Source organism: Flavobacterium difficile (assembly GCF_011392115.1).
In the GTDB taxonomy this organism is placed as follows: Bacteria; Bacteroidota; Bacteroidia; order Flavobacteriales; family Flavobacteriaceae; genus Flavobacterium; species Flavobacterium difficile.
Genome location: NZ_JAAJBT010000007.1, coordinates 155659 through 178243 on the forward strand (window position 1 = coordinate 155659; position 22585 = coordinate 178243).

Sequence of the window (22585 nt, forward strand, 5' to 3'; positions counted from 1 at the left end):
TTGTGTCTTTTTTTGTTTTTAATGTTGATTAATTTTTGATGATTCTTTTTGTAATGGTATTATTTTCTGTAGAAATTTTTACAAAATAAATACCTGTTGCACCAGCAGACAAATCAATTTTGGTTTGATTACTTGCCTCAAATTGGTTTTTGATTTGAATTAATTTACCACTAATATCATAAATTTCAATTTTTTCTGGACTTAAGTCACCGAAATCTATGGTAAAGATTCCATTCGATGGATTAGGAAATACAGCAACTTGATTCGTTTCGAAACTTTCAGCAGATAAAACACCACTTATTACAAAGTCATCAACTTTAACCCCTAATTGAGTTACACTTTGATCAGAATGAAACACAATTCTAAAAATAATATTCGTTTCCGAATTTAAAGCTGTCAATGGATAAGAATAAGTTGAAAAAGTCGTATTTGTACCTGTCCATTGCGCACCAACACAGTTATTACAATCTGAACCTGATGTTAAAGGAGTTCTGTCACTGTTGTACCAGTTTGGAGCCATTTCACCAAGTACAGTCCAATTAGTGCCTAAATTTGTAGAATATTCAACATATACAATATCCCAGTTTTGTTCTAAACTGTATGCTAGTTTAAAACTAATTTCTGGGTTAGTAATATTAGATAAATTGTAACATTGTGAAACTAAAAAAGTTTTAGTAGCGTCTGCATAGTTTCCTGATAAGTTAGATAAATAGGCTGTGTTTCCTGAAGTTTGTAAGGCATCACTTGTTCTATTGCCTCTTACCCAACCATTGCTTCCTTCTGAAACTACAATAAGTTCATCTGAAGCATTTGAGAAAGTATTTACTACGCTTGATGTACCAGAATCATTCGCATAAAATGAGGTTTCGCCAGTGTTATTGTCTATGTAAGCATCTCCAGTGGTTGTCACATTGAAAGTTAAACTATGTGCACCACGAGTAACAGTTAAATTGGGTAAACTTACGGTCTGATTTTGCCCAGAAGGGATGTTACCTGTCCAGTTAAATACATACGGAGTTGTATCTACTGTGTAATTTATGTTTAAACTAGTAATGGCATTTAATCCACCGTTTTTAACAACAATTTGAGGATTAAAAACAGCTTGACAATTGATATTTAAAGTTGGGTTATTAATCGCCACAAATTTTACATCACTTGGTGGCACTTGTACCGGAATATCTGATTGCCAAATACCACGACCATAAGTAGCCGCAATTATTTTAGAGTCTTCTAAATTGATTTCTAAGTCTCTAACAGGAACATTTGGTAGATTGGTGTCAAAAGGTTGCCATGTTGTCATGGTATCATCTGTGTAATAAACTCCTAAAGTTGTTCCAACATATAAAGGATTTTCTGTATTTCTACCTTGGTGCACGATACAGTTTTTTCCAATAGAAGGAAGGCCAGGTGCGATACTTGAAAAACTAAATCCACCATCAGTAGATTTAAAAGCATCACCACTTGCACCACCAGTAGTTATGTAAACAATATTGCTATTGGTACTATGTACTTGAATTCCAGTAATTGTAACTCCTGCATTATAAGCATAATCAAAAGTGATTCCTGCATCTGAACTTTTGTAAAGATCTGCTCCGTTTGTTACATAAATAATATTGTCATTTGAAGGATCTATAGCAATGTTTTCAAGATTTCCACTTCCTACAGAGTTAATGTTTTGTAACACCCAAGCATTATTTACCAGCTTGTATAATCCAGCAAAACCTGCATACATATTTCCTAAACGATCCCCTTTTAAAGGTGTAATCCAATTTCCACTTGCTCCTCCAGGAGATCCTACACTTCCAGTAATACTGTTACCACCATTGTTAGAAATGTACATCGAACTTCCGTTTTGAATAAAGCCATAGTATAAATTACTATTATTCTGACTTACAGCAGCATCCATTCCATCAGCACCATAATAGTTTTTCCATGCGGCATCACTAAAAGCATATCCACCATTGTCTTGTAAACCACCTACCATTTTACTTGCTGTTGTTTTTGATACAGAAAGTCTGTAAAATTGACCAATTTGTAAACCAGCAGTTAAATCAGTAAAAGAAGTTCCGTTATCTTCACTTTTGTAAATTCCACCATCACTTAAACAAAACAATTTACCGTTAATATACTGTAAACCATGTATATCAGCATGAGTATAAGTTGGTGAAAACGGACTACTCCAATTGTTTATTTTAGTAACTGCGGCGCCACCATTAGATGAACTCCATACATTTAAACAACCTGTAAAAAGTAAATTTTTATTGGTATCTGAAACAGCCAATGCTAAATCATACCAAGCTTGAGTAGATTCTAAAATATTTGTAGTTCCTGATGTTTTTGTAAAAGTAACACCACTATCTATAGAACGATAAATTCCGTTTAATGCATAATTTGGCGAAACACCCACACTTAAAACATATACATAGTTGTTGTTTGCGGGAGTAACATCTAAAATCATTCTACCTGTTGAGGTCACAGCTGATAAACCTGATGTAATGCTTGTAAAAGTATCACCTGTGTTAGTAGATTTGTAAAAACGATTGTTAGTTGTAGCATAAACTACTGTTGGGTCATTAGGTTTGAATCGGACTGAACCTTGAGAAAAATCTCCAGTTTGTTCAACGGTCCATGTGGTTCCTCCATTAGTAGTTCTGAATAAACCAGCACTTGTAGCACACAATAAAATTTGTTTATTCGTTGGATGAATAATTAAATCTCCAGCGAGTGTACCAGTTCCAGTGAATGATAAACCTGCACTAATCCAAGGTCCACCATTAACAGATTTTAAAACTCCAACCGAATAGGTATCTGAGGCGTCTTTGTCTCCTGTTGCTATATAAACAGTTAAATTACTTGGTGTTGGATGATCTATAGCAATTCCAGAGACTCCGATTTGCGGTAAATCGTCTGCTAATGGCACCCAAGTAGCGCCACCATTTGTAGATTTCCAAATTCCACCTGCAGGAGCTCCAACATAAATAACGTTGGCATCAAGTGGATCAATCGCTACTGCACTTGTTCTTCCCTGACCAGATGACCATGAGCCAGTGTTGGTGTGTGTGAACGGTCCAACTGGTTGCCAATTACTAGGTGGAAGCGCTTGAATTGCGTTATTTTTAGTGTTTTTAGCATTGTTTTTAGCTTGCCAAACCGCCCAAATTTGTTGTGGTGTAAGAATCGTTCCGTCTGGATTTAATTGGTTTTCATGGAAACTTTCCCATCTTTTAAAAGGTTTATATCCACTACCTTTTTGGTTTTTGTCGTGGATTTCCCAATATTCATTAAAAGCCTTAACTTCTTCTTGAAACGTAATAGTTTTAGTAGTTCCACTTGTATTTTTCCATGGTGAATTCGTGTTAAATTGCGAATATCCAACGAATGAAAAAATCAAAAATAACGACAAGTAATTGTTTTTCATGGTATTAGTTATTTGTTTGGATAACAAATCTATTAAAAAATCTAATAAAAAACAGAAATACAATTGTTAAATACGCATATTTATACCTGAAAGATTATTATTTTTGTGGTAAAATCTCATAAAATGCTTAAAAATAAAAAAATATCGTTTTTTTTCATTATAATTCTAGTGGTAATATTTGTATCAATTTATAGCTTAATGAATCGAAAAAATTTACCCGTAATTACGCCTCGGGATGTTAATCCAGAATTAGTAGACTCTTTAGTACAACATATAGGTTATAATCATAAAATAGCTCCTTTTTCTTTTACGAATCAAAACGGTCAAACCGTTACCAATAAAGACTATGAAGGGAAAATTTATGTAGCCGATTTTTTCTTCACAACGTGTCAAACCATTTGTCCGAAAATGACGGATAATATGGCTTGGTTGCAAGATAAAATTAAAGATAATCCGAAAGTAAAATTATTATCACATTCCGTTTTTCCGGATGAAGATACGGTTGAGGTATTGAAAAAATACGCTAAAGAAAAAGGCGTAATCGATTCCAAATGGAATTTAGTAACTGGTGATCAAAAAGAAATCTATAAAATAGCACGTCAATCGTATTTAGTTGTAAAAACAGGTAAACCTGAAGAAATGTTCGACATGGTGCATACCGAAAATTTTGTTTTAGTTGACCAAAAAGGAAGAATTAGAGGATTTTACAACGGTTTAAATATCGATAAAAAGGTAAAAGGCGAACAAAACTTAACGCAGTTATTGGAAGATATTGAGTTTTTGAGTGAGAAGGATTAATTATATTTCATCTTTCTCAAAATTCGCAAGCTTTCTTTAAAAGAGCTAAATACCAAAGGATTTTTATAGGCTTTTAAAACACTTTTGGCTTCAATCAATTTGTGTTTGGCTTCTCTAAAATCGTTTAAATAACAAATCATTAGTGTATGAGGAATACGTAGTACTTCTAATTCTGAAACTTCTTTGTTTTTATGTAAATTTTGTATCGTAATTAAAACCGAATTGTAAATATGATGGAGTAGTTTCTTGTTGTATTGTGGCGGTTCAAATAGCATTTGAGTTTCCATTTTATAATAGCCATTATCATAAAAAGAGAAGGTTAGTTTTTCTAATGGATAATAGCTGGTTTTGTCATTCAAACCTAGTTTTACATATTCGGTAATGGTAAAACTTTCTTCATTATAACTAATAATTACTTCATCTTGATTCGAATAAAATAGCTTAATTTGTTCATTAATTAATTCAATATCTACTCGAGAATAATAGGTTTCGTTTCGAACTGTGTTTTTTTTCCCAGCCCAACACACCACAAAATTTTCTTTAAAAACTTGATACTGATTGTCTAAGTCTTTATGTCGAACCGAAATAAAATCTAACACACCCGCTAAAGTATGTTTGATGTTATTTCTGGAATTATTTTCGATGCTAATTACCGTTTCTACATTTGATTTCGAAGCAGAAATTTTTTCTTCAGTAGGCTGCGTATTGCTTCCAATTCTTATGAATGTACTTCCTGCATAAATGGTATAAATGTTTTTTTTAAAAAATGAAACCTTATTTTTAGGTTTTATCGTGACTAAACCCACCACTTTTTCCTTGGGTAAATTCGGAAATGGAATATTATCATAGGTTATTTTAGGTGGATTTTCTAAATAAGCATTCACTAAATTTTGAATGCGACTGTCATCAAAAAAATCGTCACCTACAATTTCATTATCATCGTCTTCCACACCAACCACAATGTACGAATTGTTATACGGATTCGAATTCGAAAGGGCACAAATGTGTTTTAAAAATTTCCCTTTTCCTTCTTTCGTATGCAAATTCAATTGGCGCTTTTTGTCATAAAAACTGTTTTCGTTATTATGAGCCAATAAATTCTTTACTAGAAGCCGTTTGTTTATCATTTTTTATTTGATGTAATTATTATGATTGTCAGCTTGAGCGTCCCTAAGTTTCGGAAGTAGATCTTTGTAATTAAATTTCGAAAATAACTTTGCCACGAATTCACTAATTTTTATGGTTAACTATTCGATTTAATTCGAATTTTCATCAACGATGAACTAATTATTACGTTTTCATTTTAAAAAACTCGAAAATTTGTGGCTAATAATCCAAAAACACAATCAACGGAAATTTTATATAAAAACCAACACGTCAACTTTTTTACCTTTAATTAAGTAATATCTAACCTAAATGAAACTTAATTTTTTTAAATATTTATTTAAGGAATTTTAGTTCCAATGCTTTCGGTCCAAATCGCAAACCAATCTTCTAGTTCTAATTCGAAGCCATTTAGTTTGTGAAAGGTTTTAATACGTTCCACACTCGTTGTTCCCACAACCGGTTTAATTTGTGCCGGATGTTTTAAAACCCAAGCTAACAGTAAAAGATCTTCGGGTAAATTGTATTTTAAAGCGAGTTTTTTCAACAATTCTTTTAACCGAATGGTTTGTGGAATTGCTTCTTTATAAAAAGCACCTAACGGATTCCAAGCCATAGGTTTAATACCGTGAAGTTGCATATAATCCAATTCGCCATTTAACATAGGATCTAAATGCGTGGCCGAAAATTGTATTTGATTGTAAGTAACAGCCGTGTATTTTCGAATCAAATCGGTTTGTGAAGGCGTAAAATTCGACAAGCCAAAATGTACAATTTTACCAGAAATTTTTAGTTCTGAAATGGCTTCTGCTACTACTTCGGTTTGCAATAACGGACTTGGTCGATGCAATAGTAATACATCAATATAATCGGTTTGTAAGTTTCGTAAAGAATTTTCTACGCTCGAAATAATATGTTCTTTGCTGTAATCGTAATGTTTTATCGAATAATTTCTATTGTCAGAAATCATTTTTATGCCACATTTGGTTATAAAACCCACTTGTTCTCTGTCAAGTTTCATTTCGGCCCAAGCCTTTCCAAAATCGGCTTCTGTTGTATAACCGCCATAAATATCGGCATGATCGAAAGCATAAATCTTTTCAGACAAACAGGTTTCAATGAGGTTCTGAATGGCAGCAGTATTGTACTTTTTTCCCCAATCGCCCCAATTCATAGTTCCGGCAATAATTGTTGAGGTTGGTATCGGCATAAGTGTAAATTTTTATTAAAATTAGTGAGTATTTTTTAATTATGCATGAAAAAAAGCTAATTAGGTATAATTTAACCGTCTATTAACATTTAGAAAGTTTGTTTTGATGTGAAGTCACCCTATTTTATATTTTTCTTCTTTGCGACTTTGCGAAATTTTGTAGAAACAACCATTCTAAAAAATTAATTTCAAAAGTATTAATTCATGTTAATTTGAAAAATCCCTGGCAAACCAAACTAAACTCTTAATTATTCAATAAAATTTCACCTTTTCCTTATAATTTAACGGACAATTAACAACAAAAAATAATTTTATATAGCAACTTGCATTGTTAAAGTATTTTTTTAAAATTTACACCCAAATTACACATATAAAAATGCAAGAAAATAATACAAGTATCGACATAAGCGCCATCAATGAAAAGATTGAAAGAGAAAGCGCTTTTATAGATTTATTAACTTCCGAATTAAGTAAAGTTATTGTAGGTCAAAAACCTATGATTGAACGTTTACTGATTGGGTTGTTAGGTCAAGGTCACGTTTTGTTAGAAGGAATGCCTGGTTTAGCCAAAACACTTGTAATAAATACACTTTCTAAAGCGGTTCACGGAAGTTTCCACAGAATTCAATTTACACCCGATTTACTTCCTGCAGATGTAGTAGGAACGATGGTGTATAATTTTAAAGAAAACGAATTCACCGTTAAAAAAGGTCCAATTTTCGCCAATTTTGTGCTAGCTGATGAGATTAACCGAGCACCAGCAAAAGTGCAATCTGCCTTGTTAGAAGCGATGCAAGAAAAACAAGTTACGATTGGAGAAACGACATACAAATTAGACAATCCGTTTTTGGTTTTAGCCACACAAAATCCTGTAGAGCAGGAGGGAACCTATCCGTTGCCAGAAGCGCAAGTCGACCGATTCATGCTAAAAACCATTGTCGATTATCCGAAAATGGAAGAAGAGCAATTAATTATTCGCAACAGTTTAAAAGAAAGTGCGGCTACAATCAATCCAGTTGTAAGTATTGCTCAAATTATCAAAGCACAACAAACGGTGAAAGAAGTGTACATGGATGAAAAAATTGAAAAGTATATTTTAGACATTGTTTTCGCCACTCGTTATCCAGAAAAATACCGTTTAGATAGTTTAAAACCTTTAATTAGTTTCGGAGCATCACCTCGAGGAAGTATCAATTTAGCGTTAGCCGCGAAATGTTACGCCTTCATCAAACGAAGAGGTTATGTGATTCCAGAAGATGTTCGCGCCGTGGTTCACGATGTGTTGCGTCACAGAATCGGAATTACATATGAAGCAGAAGCCGAAAATATTACTTCAGAAGATATTATCAATAAAGTTTTAAATCAGGTTCAAGTACCTTAATTTAGTAAAGAGTTTTTTGCTGAACACTAAAAACTGAACACTGAACACTGACATGGAGACCAAAGAGTTACTTAAGAAAGTCAAGAAAATTGAAATCAAAACCCGAAGATTGAGTAATCATATTTTCTCGGGCCAATATCACACGTCGTTTAAAGGACGCGGTATGACATTTTCTGAAGTACGACAATATCAATACGGTGACGATTTTAGAGCCATTGATTGGAATGTTTCCGCCAGAAACAACGATGCTTTTGTGAAGGTTTTTGAAGAAGAACGCGAATTGACCATGATGTTGATGGTCGATTGTTCGGGTTCACAAAACTTCGGAACTTCCGCTCAAAATAAAAAAGATATTGTGACTGAAATTGCTGCAACTTTAGCCTTTTCAGCCACACAAAATAACGATAAAATAGGTTTGATTTTATTTACCGATGAAATTGAATTGTTTATTCCACCCAAAAAAGGAAAATCACACGTGTTACGCATCATTCGTGAACTAATTGAATTTCAGCCTAAAAGTCAAAAAACTAATGTTTCTAACGCTTTAGAATTCTTGTCAAGTGTAATTAAAAAACGCGCGATTGTATTTGTAATTTCCGATTTTATGACTTCCGATTTTCAGAAAACATTACAAATTGCTTCTAAAAAACACGATGTTACAGGAATTAGAATTTACGATTCACGTGAGAAAAGTTTACCAAATGTGGGAATGATTCAAATGCAAGATGCCGAAACTGGCGAATTGGTTTGGATCGACACACAATCCTCAGCATCACGTTTGGCATATGAGAGAAATTACCAATCAAAAGTAGCCACTTGTCAAAATATGTTTAGTAAATGCGCTGCTGGATTGGTGGAAACCGAAACAACTGAAAGTTACGTAACTAAGTTATTAACCTATTTTAAAAGTAGAACGTAATGCTATTTCGCTGCTTATTTTTACTGCTTTGTTCTGTAACTGTTGGGTTTTCTCAAACTGTTGGCACTTCTGTATCTAAAAAAGAAATTAAAATCGGCCAACAAATTCAGTTGACTTTACAAACAAAAGTAAACGAAAAAGATTTGGTAGTTTTTCCCGATTTAGATTCGATAGGTAAATTAGAAGTTGTGGAAGCGTTTCCTGTAGAAAAAATAAAAAAAGGGCAACAAGTTGAATGGAGAAAAAAATATAACTTAACCCAATTCAATCCCGGAAAATATAAAATTCCGTCGTTGGAAGTTGTAGTGAATAAAAAGAAAATTAATTCGGAAAGTATTGAAATTTCTGTAGTTGATGTGATTGTCGATACAACGAAACAAAAAATGTACGACATCAAAGAAGATGAAGTAATCAATTTGGAAAAAACCGAGCAAAAACCGGAATTGTCAGATAAAGAAGTTATTTTGGGTTTGCTATTTGCTTTAGTTTTTGCCTCGATATTTTATTTGATTCTAAAACTAAAACATCGAAATAAAAAGAAATCGGAAACTTACATTACACCATATAATAAAGCGTTTTTAACTTTTTCAGACATCAAATCTACATCAAACGCTAAAGAATATTATTCGAGTTTAACGCAAATTATCAAATCGTATTTCGAGAAAACTTTAGAATTTTCAGCCTTAGAAAGCACAACTGAACAATTTATTTTCAAGTTGAAAACTGCCGTTGCAGAAAAACAATTCGAAATTTCAGAAACCACGATTTCTCAAATAGAAAAGTTATTTACGAAAGCCGATTTGGTTAAATTCGCAAAAATTTCAGTGGCTGAAGAAGAACAAAATGCAGACAAATTAGTTTCTGAAAACATCATTAATGTATTTCATAAAACATTACCAACATCTGCTGAAGAGCAACGTTTTGCTTTTGCAAAATTGATGGAAGCAGAGAAGCAGCAAAAACAAAAAAACACAAGACAGTCAGTTTTTATAATCACTTTTTTAGTCTTCATCGTTTCCATTGTTTTCTTTTTCGGTTGGGAAAATGTAACAAATTATATCAATGCGAAAATCAACGGAAAAGATGCCGAATATTACTTGAGAAAAGAATGGCTTGTTTCTGAATACGGTTTACCAATTTTACAGTTAGAATCGCCTGAAATTTTAGTTCGAGATTCTATCGAAAGTAAAAACCCGAATGTGAAGAATATTTCGCAGTTTTCATGGCAAAACGTTTCAGATAAATTGTCCATTTCTATACAAACCGTTGCGTATAAAGATTCTTTACAACCCGATTTAAAAGTGTTTTTTGATGCCGAGCTCGATAATTTAATGCAATTACAAGCCAAAAACATCAAAACCACCGCTAGAAAATTCAAAAATGTAAAAAATCTTTCAGGAGATATTTTAGAAGGCAGTTACGATATTAATGAAGGTTCTGAAATCAAATCTATGCGTTTTTTAACTGTTTTTCTTTCGGATAGTTACGGTTTACAAAAGATACGAATAACACACGATGCCAAAGACAAAAACGCGAAAAGTTTCATAGAACGTGTTACGAATAGCCTCGAACAACTAAATCAGGAAGAAGATGAGTAGTAGTTTCATGCATCCCCACTTTTTATGGTTGTTGTTGGTGCTTCCTGCAGCAGTATATTGGCATTATTTTGTAAAAAAACAACAAGATGTAGTGATAAAAATGAGTTCAACAGAAGGTTTTTCGATGGAGAAAACACTTTTGATGAAACTGAGACCGTTTTTGTATGTGTTGAAAGTGTTGGTATTGGGTTGTATCATTATCGCTTTGGCACGACCAAGAAATACGCAAAAATCGAGTTATACCGATCATACTAACGGAATTGATATTGTTATTGCTACTGATGTTTCAGGAAGTATGTTAGCTACAGATTTTAAACCGAATAGGTTAGAAGCCATTAAAGAAGTAGCTTTCAATTTTGTGCAAAAAAGAACCAACGACAGAATCGGATTAGTGGTGTATGCCGGAGAAAGTTACACCAGAACACCAGTTACATCAGACAAAACGATGTTGTTAAACTCATTAAAAGAAGTACAATATAACGGAATGGTGTTGCAAGATGGAACTGCAATTGGTATCGGTTTAGCTACAGCAATTAATCGAATTAAAGACAGTAAAACCAAATCGAAAATTATTATTTTGTTAACCGATGGTGTAAACAACCTAGGAAGTTTAGATCCAATTTCTGCAGCCGAAATTGCAAAATCGTACGGAATTAAAGTGTATACCGTTGGAGTAGGAACTAACGGAATGGCAAATTTTCCGGTAGCCAAAGACGCGAACGGGAATATTGTTTTTCAACCTCAAAAAGTAGAAATCGATGAAAAACTGATGCAAGAAATTGCAACAATTACCAATGGTAAATATTTTAGAGCCACAGATAATAAAAAGTTAGAAGCGATTTATGATGAAATTGACCGTTTGGAAAAATCGAAAATTACCGAAAACCGATTCATGATGTTCGACGAACAATTTCGACCTTGGTTGTTATTCGGGTTGTTTTTATTGGTATTAGAAATGGTGGTTAGTCGCACGTTATTTAAAAGCTTTATTTGATGTTTGAATTTGAAAATCCATATTATTTTATCTTGCTGTTGCTGATTCCACTCGGATTAGTAGCACAAAATAAGTATGTGCAATGGCAAACCAATAAACAAGCAGAATTTGGGAACGAAAAAGCGATACAAAAACTCCTTATCAACACATCAAACCAAAAGCAACGGCTACGATTCACATTACAGTTGATGGCGATTTTCTTTATTGTTTTGGCATTAGTAAACCCGAAATTAGGTTCAAAAGTCGAAACGGTTAAAGCCAAAGGTGTGGAAATTGTATTTGCCATTGATGTTTCCAAAAGTATGTTATGTAAAGATGTTGCGCCGAATCGATTAGAAAAAACAAAGCAAATTATCACACAAATAATCAACTCTATTGGAAGCGACCGAATCGGAATTGTGGCGTATGCAGGAAGCGCTTATCCTGTTTTACCAATGACTACCGATTACGAATTGGCTAAAATGTTTACGCAAAGTGTCACTACCGATTTAATTTCATCGCAAGGAACCGCTATTGAAAGCGCTGTTCAAACTAGTGTCGATTTTTTTGATAATCCAACTTCCGGAAAAGCTATAATTTTGTTTTCTGACGGAGAAGATCATGAGAATGCCGACTTTAATGTATCGAAATTAACCAAAGAAAAAAACATAAAAATTATTACGGTTGGAATCGGAACTAAAAACGGCGGTAACATTGAATATGTAGATGAATTCGGTTTTCAACAAGTTAAAAAAGACCAAAACGGACAAGTAGTTATTACCAAATTAAACGATGCTGTATTACAGAAAATAGCTTCAGATTCTAATGGAACTTATGTGTATGAAAACCAGATTTCTACTGCTGTTTCAAGTATTAAAAAAGCCTTGTCTAATGTACAACAACAAGAGTTTAAAGCGCAACAATCGGCACAAAAACAATCTCAGTTTCAGTGGTTTTTAGGTATTGCTTTTTTACTTCTTTTGGTTGATTTCTTTATGTTGAATGAGAATTTTAAAGGATTTCATCTAATTAACAACTTGTTTTCAAAAAAAGTTCATTTGGTGGTATTCGTATTTCTTACATCAACAGTTACTTTTGCACAAGAAAAAAATACGGTAACATCACAAAAAGAAAAACAATTACGAATTGTAAAAGCAAAGGAAAAAGCGCAAAAAACAAAGGCAGAATACAATTTAGGAAACACGATTTATAAAAACAAAAAATATTGTGAAGCCATAACCAATTATAAAAAAGCAACAGAATTAGCTAAAACAAATACAGAAAAACACAAAGCGTTTCATAATTTAGGCAATGCGTACATGCAAGATAAAAATTATCAATCGGCAGTAGAAGCTTATAAGATGGCACTAAAGTCGAATCCAAACGATGAAAAAACGAGATATAATTTAGCTTTAGCCAAAGAAATGTTGAAGAAAAATCCGCCCAAGCCAAAACCTAAAAACAAGAATAAAGACAAGAAGAAAAAGGAAGACAAAGAGAAAAAAGGAGAAGGGGAAAATAAAAAAGACCAGGATAAAAAAGGGGACAAGGAGAAAAAAGATGGAAAGAATAAAAACCAGCCAAATGCAAACAAGCAACGCATGGATAATGTTTTAAAAGCGATTGGTCAAGAAGAAAAAAAAGTACAAGAAAAAGTCAACGCTAATAAATCAAAAACCACCACAAAAATTACAGAAAAAGATTGGTAACATGAATGCACTAATGAAAATAATATTAACTTTTATTTTGCTTCCTATTTTAGCTTTAAGTCAAGTTAAATTGGATGTAAAAATGGAGAAAACGAACCTGAAATTAGGCGAAGTGACTCAGGTTAGTTATGTTTTTAATGCAGAAGGAAGAAACTTTATTCCGCCGAGTTTTGCAGGTTTTAATAAAGGTGGTTCTTATGTTTCCTCGAATGAAATTGACAATTATGGCGAGGTTTATGTTCAACAAATTTACACTTTTGTAATTCAGGCTGCAAAGGCAGGAAAAATTACAATTTCTCCCGCAAATATTAGGTATGAAGGAAAAATTTATACTTCTAAACCTGTTGTGGTTTCTGTATCTAAAGAAAAAGCTTCTGATGCGATTCAGAGAAATCAGAATCCGGTTGTTACTACTTCAAAGCCAAACACTACCTCAAAATCGGTGGTTGGAGCCAATAATTTACTGTTTGTAGATGTTGAAATGAATAAAACTTCCGCTTATGTAAATGAACCAGTTGAAGTGTATTATCGCATATATTTAGCGCCCAATTTAGAAGCAGAATTAAACAAAAAAATTGCTACTAAATTTAATAATTTTTGGAGTCAAACTGAAGACATTCAAGGTGGTTGGGAACGTTCTGTGGTCAATAATCGAGTATTTAAATCGAAAATCTTTAAAAAGGCCATATTGTATCCTCAAAAAACTGGAAAGTTAGAAATTACGCCTATTACCTTAGATTTAAACATTCAGTATCCAACTGGCAATTTTGATTTTTTTGGTGAACCAGAATATAGTGTAGCGAGAAGAGAAATTGTTTCTAATACTAAATATATTCAAGTAAATCCGTTACCTGAAAAAGGGAAACCCGAAAATTTTACAGGCGCGGTAGGAAAATTTGAATTTGATGTAACCGTTCAAAATAACGAATTAAAATCAGGTGAATCTTTACAGTTAGATGTAATTGTTTCAGGAACAGGAAATTTAAAATTATTCGAAATTCCGAAACCAAACTTACCAGCCAATTTTGAAATTTTTGAACCAAAACACCAAGAATTTATCAATGAAAACATGAATGGAATTTCCGGAAAAATTATGGATAGTTATACGGTTATTCCTCAAGAAAAAGGAAATTTTAAATTAAAACCTCAGCAGTTTTCTTTTTTTGATGTGCAGTCTAAAACCTATAAAACGATTTCTTCCGATGCGATTGATTTGACCGTTTTGCAAGGTGAAAACCAAGCGAATGTGACTTCAGTTCCAAAGGAAAAATCTTCAGTTACAGTAAAGAAAGATGAGGCTAAATCTGGTTTCGAATTTACCTTTACACATTTTATTGGAACCGTTGCATTAGCAGGAATGATGTTATTGTTTTTTACTTTAAAAAGACACAAAAAACCAATTGAAGAAGAAGATGTAATTACAGAAAAACCTGTAAAAAAAGAGTTTTCAGTAACAGATATTCAAGATTTTATTTCCAATAAAGAATTATTTTATCAGAAAATGGAATTGAAAATTGCCGAATTTTTACAGTACAAATTTTCATTAGAAAAAGCGGAATTAAATAAAGAAAACATCATTCAAAAATTCCAAGAAAAAGGCATTTCGGATGCGGATACAAACGCTTTCATCGCTTTGTTGCAAAACTGCGAAAAAGCAAGATATATGCCAACTTCTGAAGGAAATATGCAAGTAGATTTTGAAAAATTACAACAATTAGTTCGAGTTATTGGTACATAAACTCAATAAAATTCAGATATTTACGTTTATTGTATATTTGTAATTCGGTAATTTCATAAAAAAGAAAATAGTAACCAAAATCTGTTAAAAGGATTACAGTTGTTTGCCAATCAAATTAGATCATAAAAACAATAAACACTTACAAATGAAAAAGTTATTGCTTTATATTTTTTTAAGTTTTACATTAATTTCTTTCTCACAACAGAAATTATGGAAAGGCTATTTTTCATTTAATGAAATTACAGATGTTTGTGTTTCAGAAAACAAAGTGCATTCAAGTACTAAATATTCTGTTTTTAATAAGGATATGTCTTCCAATGTTTTAGCTACTTTTACATCGGTGAATGATGTGAAATCTGATGAAATTTCTGCCGTTTTCCAAACGTCTAACAACCATACTTTAATTGGGAATAAAAACGGGTTAATTATTATTATAAAACCAGACGGAACCACTTTAGATAAAGTAGATATTATTACAGATGTTCCTGTTCCTGCAAACACTAAAAAAGTAAACGATTTTTATGAACATAACGGAAAAGTTTATGTGTCTACACAATACGGAATTAGTGTTATAAAACTATCTAATTTTGAAATAGAAAGTAATTTTTATATTGGGAATTCAGGTGAGTTTTTAGACGTGCTGCAAACAACGGTTTTTAATGGTGAAATTTATGCAGTAACCCGAACCCAAGGGATAAAAAAAGCACTTTTAAGCAATCCTTTTTTATATGATTTTTCTCAATGGTCTGTTTTTAATACTTCAGCTTGGTTGAGTATAGTAACATTTAACAACCAAATTGTGGCCTTAGGAAATGATGGTTTTACCTACAGATTTACTGGAAATGTAGCACAACAGTTTTCGGTTCAATCTGCTTCGGGTTTAAAATTACGAACCGATAACACGTATTTAACAATAACTAACTTGTTTCAAATTGTAGTTTATAATCAAAGTTTTTCTTTGGTTAATATTGTTAATCAGATTCCTAATTTTTCAGATTCTTTTACTTGTGCTATTACCAAAAACGAAAAATTATATATTGGTACTACTCGAAACGGACTGTTTGAAACTAATGTAGCCAATCCCACAGTTTTTAACTCTATTTCTCCAAACGGCCCTATTGAAGACTACGCTTTTAAAGTAACTAAAACCACTACAGATTTGTGGTTAACACACGGAAATTATGACAGAACTTACACGCCAAATTATAAGCTTCAAGGAATAAGTGTTTATGATACAAATTTAGGTTGGGAAAAAATTCCAATTGCTGAGGTTCAGAACGCTCTTTCTTTGGCTGCAATTGTTCAAAATCCAAGAAATTTAACGGAAGTTTTTGTTGCCTCAGGACATAGTGGTTTGTTAAAATACACCAATCAAGCCAATCCCATATTGTTTAATGAAACCAATTTTTTAGAATCCCAGCAATTGGTTCCAAATTTTATTTCTGTTAGAATTAATGGAATGAAATATGATAAAGATGGAAATTTATGGCTTACGAATGCTTTAGTAGACAACGCAATCAAAGTTTTGAGAAACAACAATACTTGGCAATCTTATAATTTAAACAACATAATTCAGAATCCAAGAGGTGTTCATTATGGGAATATTGATATTGATAAGAACAATACAAAATGGATAGCTTCTTACGCTAGAGGTGTTATTGCTTTTAATGAAAAATTTAACAACAAGTATATTATTATTAACGAGGAAAATGGGAATTTGCCTAGTAACGATGTTCGATGTGTGGCTATTGATAACAGAAATCAACTTTGGATTGGAACATTTAAAGGCTTAAGAATTCTAAATAATATTGACAGTTTTATTACAGAAAACGAACTTTCTACTACAAATATTGTCATTCAAGAAGGCGATTTAGCACAAGAATTATTTAATCAACAAGTTATTCAGGATATCAAAGTAGATGGTTCAAATAATAAATGGGTTTCTATTGCAGACGCGGGTGTTTTTTTAGTAAGTCCGAACGGACAAACCACTCTAAGACGATTCACGAAAGAAAATTCGCCTTTACCAAGTAATAATGTTTTTGATATTGAAATAGATGAGGTTTCTGGTGAAGTTTTTTTTGCTACAGATAAAGGTTTGGTTTCTTATTTAGGTTCTTCAACCAAAGGAAGTGAGAACTTAGAAGCGGTTTATGCTTATCCCAATCCGGTTCGTCCTGGATACTCTGGCACGGTAAAAATCTCTGGATTAATGGATAAAGTTAACCTTAAAATAACAGATATAGAAGGGAATTTAGTTTTCGAAACTACTTCATCTGGCGGAACAGTTGAGTGGGACACTACCGCTTTCGGAAAGTATAAAGTTGCTTCAGGTGTGTATATGGTTTTTGTAACTTCAAGCGATGCTTCAGAAACTACTGTTAAAAAAATTATGGTGGTTAGATAATGCAAATTAAAACGCAAGCTATTGTTTTAAGCGCTATTAAGTTTCAAGAAAAAAGTTTAATTGTAAAGTGCTTTACTAAATCAGATGGATTAAAATCGTATTTTATACAAAGTGCTTTTTCTTCTAAAAAATCCAATCAAAAAATAGCTTATTTTCAGCCTTTAACTATTCTAGAAATTGAAGCCAATCATAAAAACAAAGGTACTTTAGAGCATTTTAAAGAGGTAAAACTCGCGTATAATTATCAAAACATAAACACAAATATCGTTAAGAGTTCCATCGTTCTTTTCTTGTCAGAAGTATTACACAATAGTATTTTTGAAGAAGAAAAGAATGAAAATCTTTTTTCGTATCTAGAAACTTCTCTTTTGTGGTTGGATACGCACGACACCATTTCTAATTTTCATCTAATTTTTCTAATCCAACTCACTAAGTTTTTAGGTTTTTATCCAGAATTACAAGAGACCGATGCAGTTTATTTTGATATGATTGAAGGTGTTTTTTCTCCCTTTCAAGGAACAAATTGTATAAACGAACAGGAAACGAATTTGTTAAAAAAATTGTTGTTTTTAAGGTTTGAAGACACTCAGAAAAATTTTCATAAAGAAGAAAGACAAGTGCTTTTAAAAATAATTTTAAATTATTATTCTATTCATTTACAAGGATTTAAAAAACCAAATTCTTTGATGGTTTTGAAAGAAATTTTCGAGTAAAACTCGTTTTTTGTTAATAAATAATTGAAAATTAATACCAAATAACGATTTTAATCTTCTCTTTAACGATTTTAATTTTTTATTAGTAGTCCTCATTCTACTTTTATACCGTTTTAATAACCACACCATTAGAATTCCTTTTTTAACCACATACTTCAAAGGTTAAAATTACATCACAAGACAACTAAACTAAAACTTATAGCAAATGTTACATACATACGCAAAAACTAAAATCTCTATTGTATTCTTTTTATTTTCATATTTTCTTTTTGCACAACAAGAAATTGTAATTACAGGTGGTGCGAGTCAAAATATTGTCGATGGAGCAGTTACTTCTAGCTTTAATAACAACACAAATTTTGGATTATTCGATATCAGTTCTGGAATAAAAACTAGAACGTATATGATTCGAAATATTGGCAATCAAAATTTAATTTTAGGGCCAGTTCCTGTAAGTTTTGTGGTAGGTTCTAGTCCAACTTTTAGTATTGTCTCACAACCTGCACCAAATTTCATTATCATTCCTGGTGCATCTGTTACTTTTACCATAGGTTTTGATCCTGTTGCAGTTGCTTCAACTAATGCAACTGTATCTGTAGCTTCGAATGATACTTCTGAAAATCCATTTACTTTTTTAGTAGAAGGTGAAGGAGCGCAAATTTATCCAGACACTGATGGTGATGGTTTATCAGACAATTTAGACATCGACGATGATAATGACGGTTTAAGAGATTCAAATGAACAGTTAAATTGTTTAACTTCCTCATCTGCTACTTCTATAGAAACTGTTTTTTTAAATGAAGATTTTAACGCGGGCATTACCAGAGCTAAAATTAATGGCGCAACACCTGGTGTAACCACCTCTTATTGTTATGAAGATGGTACAACAGCAATGGGCGCTGATGAATGTGACACGAATCCAGATTTAGGTGATGGAAAGTATACGGTTCATTATTCAGTTGGAAACGGAATTGCCCCATTAGACAGGTCGAATACTGGAACAGATGTTGCCAGTTGGGAAGCCGTTTGGTATACCGGTTTAGATCATACACCAGGCGATACAAATGGTAGAATGGCTATTTTTAACGCTTCTTATTCACCAGGTGTTTTTTATGAAACTTTAATTTCCGGAACATTACCAAATGTACCAACAAATTATAGTTTTTGGGCTTTAAATATTGATGCCAATGACGCAGCTTTTGGTTGTTCGAATTGTAGAATTTTACCTAATGTAACAGTACGTTTTTTAACAGCAGATTATGCAACTGTATTAGCTACTTTCAATACTGGCGACATTACAAGATGTAATGCTCCTGGAAATGCATGTGTAACTTCAGATTGGAAAAATTATTTCACTACAGTAAATTTAGCTGTTTCAGAGTTTGTTATTCAATTTATTAATAACGCTCCAGGTGGTTTAGGAAATGATATAGCTTTAGACGACATAAAAATTACACAAACTTTATGTGATATTGATAGCGACGGAATTGCAGATGTTTTAGACTTAGATAATGACAATGATGGAATTCCGAATATTATGGAATTTACACATTTGGTAAATAACGATTTAGATGGTGATGCTACAACAGCAGGTCCAACTTGGGTGGATGCTAACACAAACGGAATGCACGATGCTTTTGAAAGCTTAACAGCTGCTGATTTCGATGGTGATGGAACGCCAAATTACATCGATTTAGATTCTGATAATGACGGTGCTTTTGATGCTTATGAATACGATCAAAAAGGAGATATTGATAGTAATGGCGACGGAGTAGGAGATGGAAACGACATCAAAACAGCAGCAAATAACGATGAATTTGATGGTGATGGAATTTTAGGAATTATGGACACAAACGATTCTGATGCAAATGCTACAGACCATGGAAATAATAGTTATCCACTTCCTTTAGATTCAGATTCAGATGGTTTGCCTAATTATTTAGATGTTTACAACAATACTACTTCATCCAATTATATAGCTGCTACGATTTATGCTTCTTATGATGCAAATAATAATGGGATTATTGACGGATCAGGTGATTCAGATAAAGATGGAATTTTAAATGTTTTTGATACAAATGATCTTTTTTACGGCTCTCCAAGAGATATTAATTTAAAAACAAGTTTGTCTTTTGACGGTAGAAACGACTACATTGAAGATGCTGGAGATATTGTTTTAGGATTACCACAAGCAACTTTAATGTCATGGGTAAAACTAGATACAGGGTACAGTTCGAATGGAGCAATTGTTGGTCAGGATAATTTTCATCTAAAGGTTTCAAATACAGCTCAATTCGGGGTAAGCATCAATGGAACAAATGTGAATTTATCGGGAGCAGCCAATAAGTTAACTGAAAACAAATGGATCCATTTAGCAGCAACTTATAATGGCGGATTACTAAGTTTATATGTTAATGGTGAGTTAAAAACAACTCAAACCGTTGGAACCATAGTTAATAATTCTTCAAATAAATTATTCAGAATTGGTAGCGCACCACTGGTTACAAATTCAGACTTTTTTAAAGGTGAAATTGAAGAAGTACGTGTTTTTAATACCGCTTTGACCGCAGACCAACTTCAAAAAATGATTTACCAAGAATTAACAAACACCAATTTTGCCAGAGGTGCTGTTATTCCTGATGATATTCCGCTTCTTGCAGCATCAAGTTTAATAAGATATTACCGAATGGATACTTTTAAGAACGATATTGTAGATAATTTGGTTTCTCCAACTGTCGATTTAGTATCAGGAGCTAAATTGTATAACATTCACGATATTTATTTTCAAACAGCTCCATTACCTTACGAAACCATATCAAATGGAAATTGGTCTGCTACTGCAACATGGAAAAACGGAATTGTTTGGGACGCAATTGATAAGCCTTGGAGAATTGTTCACATCAAAAATAACGTAACTAAAACAACTAGTGAAGAAAATTTAGGATTGATAGTGGATTCAGGCGCACAACTTACTATTTCTGGAGGCGATTTAGAACTAAAAAATAATTGGTACATAAAACTAGACGGTACAATTGATTTGCAAAACAAATCTCAATTACTTCAAACAGCAAATAGTTTTTTAGATGCTACAAGTTCAGGAAGAATTGAAAGAGAACAACAAGGAATTGCGAATTTATACAATTACAATTATTGGTCTTCTCCAGTTAGTACGATTAACAATACCACAATTAATAACGGATTTTCTCTAGCGAATGTGTTTAAAGATGCCAGTAATCCATCTACATTACAAAATATCAATTGGATTGCAGGCTATAATGGTGCACCAACTTCACCGTTATCTATTGCAAGTTTTTGGTTGTATAAATTTCAAAATTTAACAGATTTATATGCCAATTGGACAGCAATTACACCTAGTTCTACTCTTCAAGCAGGTCAGGGTTTTACCATGAAAGGAGTTACAAATAACTTTACAGGAGCTTTACAAAATTATGCTTTTGTGGGAAAACCAAATAACGGATTAATAACAATTCCAATTGCTGCAAGTAATATTAATTTAGCTGGTAATCCTTATCCATCAGCTATAGATTCTAGAGAATTCATTAGAGACAATATAGACGGCGGAAACCCAGGATCAACTAATGCTCTTACAGGAACGCTTTATTTTTGGCAACATGCTCAAGAAAATAATTCGCACAATTTAGCTGCTTATCGCGGCGGTTATGCCACACTAAATTTAGTTGGTGGGGTGCCGCCAATGGTAGCTTCTGTAGGAACGTTCGGAGTAGGTTCAAGTTCAAAAATACCGAACAGACACATTCCAGTTGGACAAGGGTTTTTCGTGAAAGCCGACGCTTCAGGAGGAAATATTCAGTTTAAAAACAGCCAAAGAGCATTTAAATTAGAAACAGATAATAGCACCACAGGTTCGAATCAATTAATTAGAAGTTCACAAATTACAGAAAACACAGAAGAGAATACATATAAAAAATTACGTTTAAATTATCAGTCTTCTAACGGGTTTGAAAAACAAATTTTATTAGGTTTTATGAACAATGATGCTACAGATGGTATTGATATTGGTTACGATTCTGAAGGTTTAGACGAAACACCTAGCGATTTTAGTTTTAAAGTATCAGATAAAAAATTAGTGATTCAAGGTGTGGGAAGTTTTACTCCAGAGAAAATTTTACCCTTATTTGTAAAAAATGAAATCGCTGGAAATGTTAAGTTTAAAGTTCAAGCTACAGAAAATTTCGATCCCAATCAGGTTGTTTACATTTATGATAGTTTGAACGAAAATTATTATGAAATTCAAAATAATGAAGCGGTGGTGAATTTAGAAGCAGGAGTTTTTGATAACAGGTTTTCATTACGCTTTTTAAACACTACTTTAGATCTATCCGAAAACACATTAGAAAATAATTTTTCTATATATGTTGATGGAAATAATCAGATAGTAATAAACAATAAGCTAAAACAAAATATTGATCAAGTTGAATTGTATACAATTTTGGGTCAGAAAGTACTTCATTCTAACGCCAAAACCAATGAAATTACAATTAATGCTTCTGGATTTGCTTCAGGTACATATATTTTAAAAATGTATAGTAATGATGAGTTTGTGAGTAGAAAAATTATTCTTAATTAATTAATTTT

At 32.6% G+C, this 22585-nt stretch carries 13 protein-coding genes; 10 read left to right on the forward strand and 3 right to left on the reverse strand.

Annotated features, from left to right (window positions below):
- Positions 1 to 28: 28 nt before the first annotated feature.
- The gene (locus tag G4D72_RS11770; protein ID WP_166077910.1) at positions 29 to 3418 is read right to left on the reverse strand and encodes a T9SS type A sorting domain-containing protein; all 3390 of its coding nucleotides are present in this window, start codon (positions 3416 to 3418) and stop codon (positions 29 to 31) included.
- 123 nt (positions 3419 to 3541) lie between these two features.
- Between G4D72_RS11770 and G4D72_RS11775 the strand changes: the two genes are divergently transcribed.
- On the forward strand, positions 3542 to 4216 hold the full coding sequence (locus tag G4D72_RS11775; RefSeq protein ID WP_166077911.1) for an SCO family protein: 675 nt from the start codon (positions 3542 to 3544) through the stop codon (positions 4214 to 4216).
- Here G4D72_RS11775 and G4D72_RS11780 read toward each other — a convergent pair.
- Both G4D72_RS11780 and G4D72_RS11785 read right to left on the reverse strand, forming a co-directional pair.
- Positions 4213 to 5343, reverse strand: coding sequence for an ATP-binding protein (locus G4D72_RS11780; protein ID WP_166077912.1), 1131 nt, complete (start codon positions 5341 to 5343; stop codon positions 4213 to 4215). The genes G4D72_RS11775 and G4D72_RS11780 overlap by 4 nt on opposite strands.
- A 317-nt stretch (positions 5344 to 5660) precedes the next feature.
- Positions 5661 to 6530, reverse strand: a complete 870-nt coding sequence (locus G4D72_RS11785; RefSeq protein ID WP_166077913.1) for an aldo/keto reductase — start codon at positions 6528 to 6530, stop codon at positions 5661 to 5663.
- 376 nt (positions 6531 to 6906) lie between these two features.
- Here G4D72_RS11785 and G4D72_RS11790 point away from each other — a divergent pair, with 376 nt between their 5' ends.
- The 9 genes from G4D72_RS11790 (at position 6907) to G4D72_RS11830 (ending at position 22577) form a co-directional block, all read left to right on the forward strand.
- Entirely contained in the window at positions 6907 to 7911 is a 1005-nt protein-coding gene (locus tag G4D72_RS11790; protein ID WP_166077914.1) for an AAA family ATPase, read from the forward strand.
- 52 nt (positions 7912 to 7963) lie between these two features.
- Complete coding sequence (locus G4D72_RS11795) at positions 7964 to 8830, forward strand: DUF58 domain-containing protein (RefSeq protein ID WP_166077915.1); 867 nt, start codon at positions 7964 to 7966, stop codon at positions 8828 to 8830.
- On the forward strand, positions 8830 to 10428 hold the full coding sequence (locus G4D72_RS11800) for a BatD family protein (protein WP_166077916.1): 1599 nt from the start codon (positions 8830 to 8832) through the stop codon (positions 10426 to 10428). The genes G4D72_RS11795 and G4D72_RS11800 overlap by 1 nt, the downstream gene beginning before the upstream one ends.
- Entirely contained in the window at positions 10421 to 11422 is a 1002-nt protein-coding gene (locus tag G4D72_RS11805) for a vWA domain-containing protein (RefSeq protein WP_166077917.1), read from the forward strand. The genes G4D72_RS11800 and G4D72_RS11805 overlap by 8 nt, the downstream gene beginning before the upstream one ends.
- On the forward strand, positions 11422 to 13110 hold the full coding sequence (locus G4D72_RS11810) for a VWA domain-containing protein (protein ID WP_166077918.1): 1689 nt from the start codon (positions 11422 to 11424) through the stop codon (positions 13108 to 13110). The genes G4D72_RS11805 and G4D72_RS11810 overlap by 1 nt, the downstream gene beginning before the upstream one ends.
- A 13-nt stretch (positions 13111 to 13123) precedes the next feature.
- Positions 13124 to 14848: a BatD family protein gene (locus G4D72_RS11815; RefSeq protein ID WP_166077919.1), complete on the forward strand. Its 1725-nt coding sequence runs from the start codon at positions 13124 to 13126 to the stop codon at positions 14846 to 14848.
- A gap of 145 nt (positions 14849 to 14993) precedes the next feature.
- Positions 14994 to 17255 carry a type IX secretion system anionic LPS delivery protein PorZ gene (gene porZ / locus G4D72_RS11820; RefSeq protein ID WP_166077920.1) on the forward strand — a complete coding sequence of 754 codons (2262 nt, stop codon included), beginning with the start codon at positions 14994 to 14996 and terminating at the stop codon, positions 17253 to 17255.
- The gene (gene recO / locus G4D72_RS11825; protein WP_166077922.1) at positions 17255 to 17968 is read left to right on the forward strand and encodes a DNA repair protein RecO; all 714 of its coding nucleotides are present in this window, start codon (positions 17255 to 17257) and stop codon (positions 17966 to 17968) included. The genes porZ and recO overlap by 1 nt, the downstream gene beginning before the upstream one ends.
- Positions 17969 to 18173: 205 nt before the next feature.
- Complete coding sequence (locus G4D72_RS11830) at positions 18174 to 22577, forward strand: LamG-like jellyroll fold domain-containing protein (protein WP_166077923.1); 4404 nt, start codon at positions 18174 to 18176, stop codon at positions 22575 to 22577.
- Positions 22578 to 22585 lie beyond the last annotated feature (8 nt).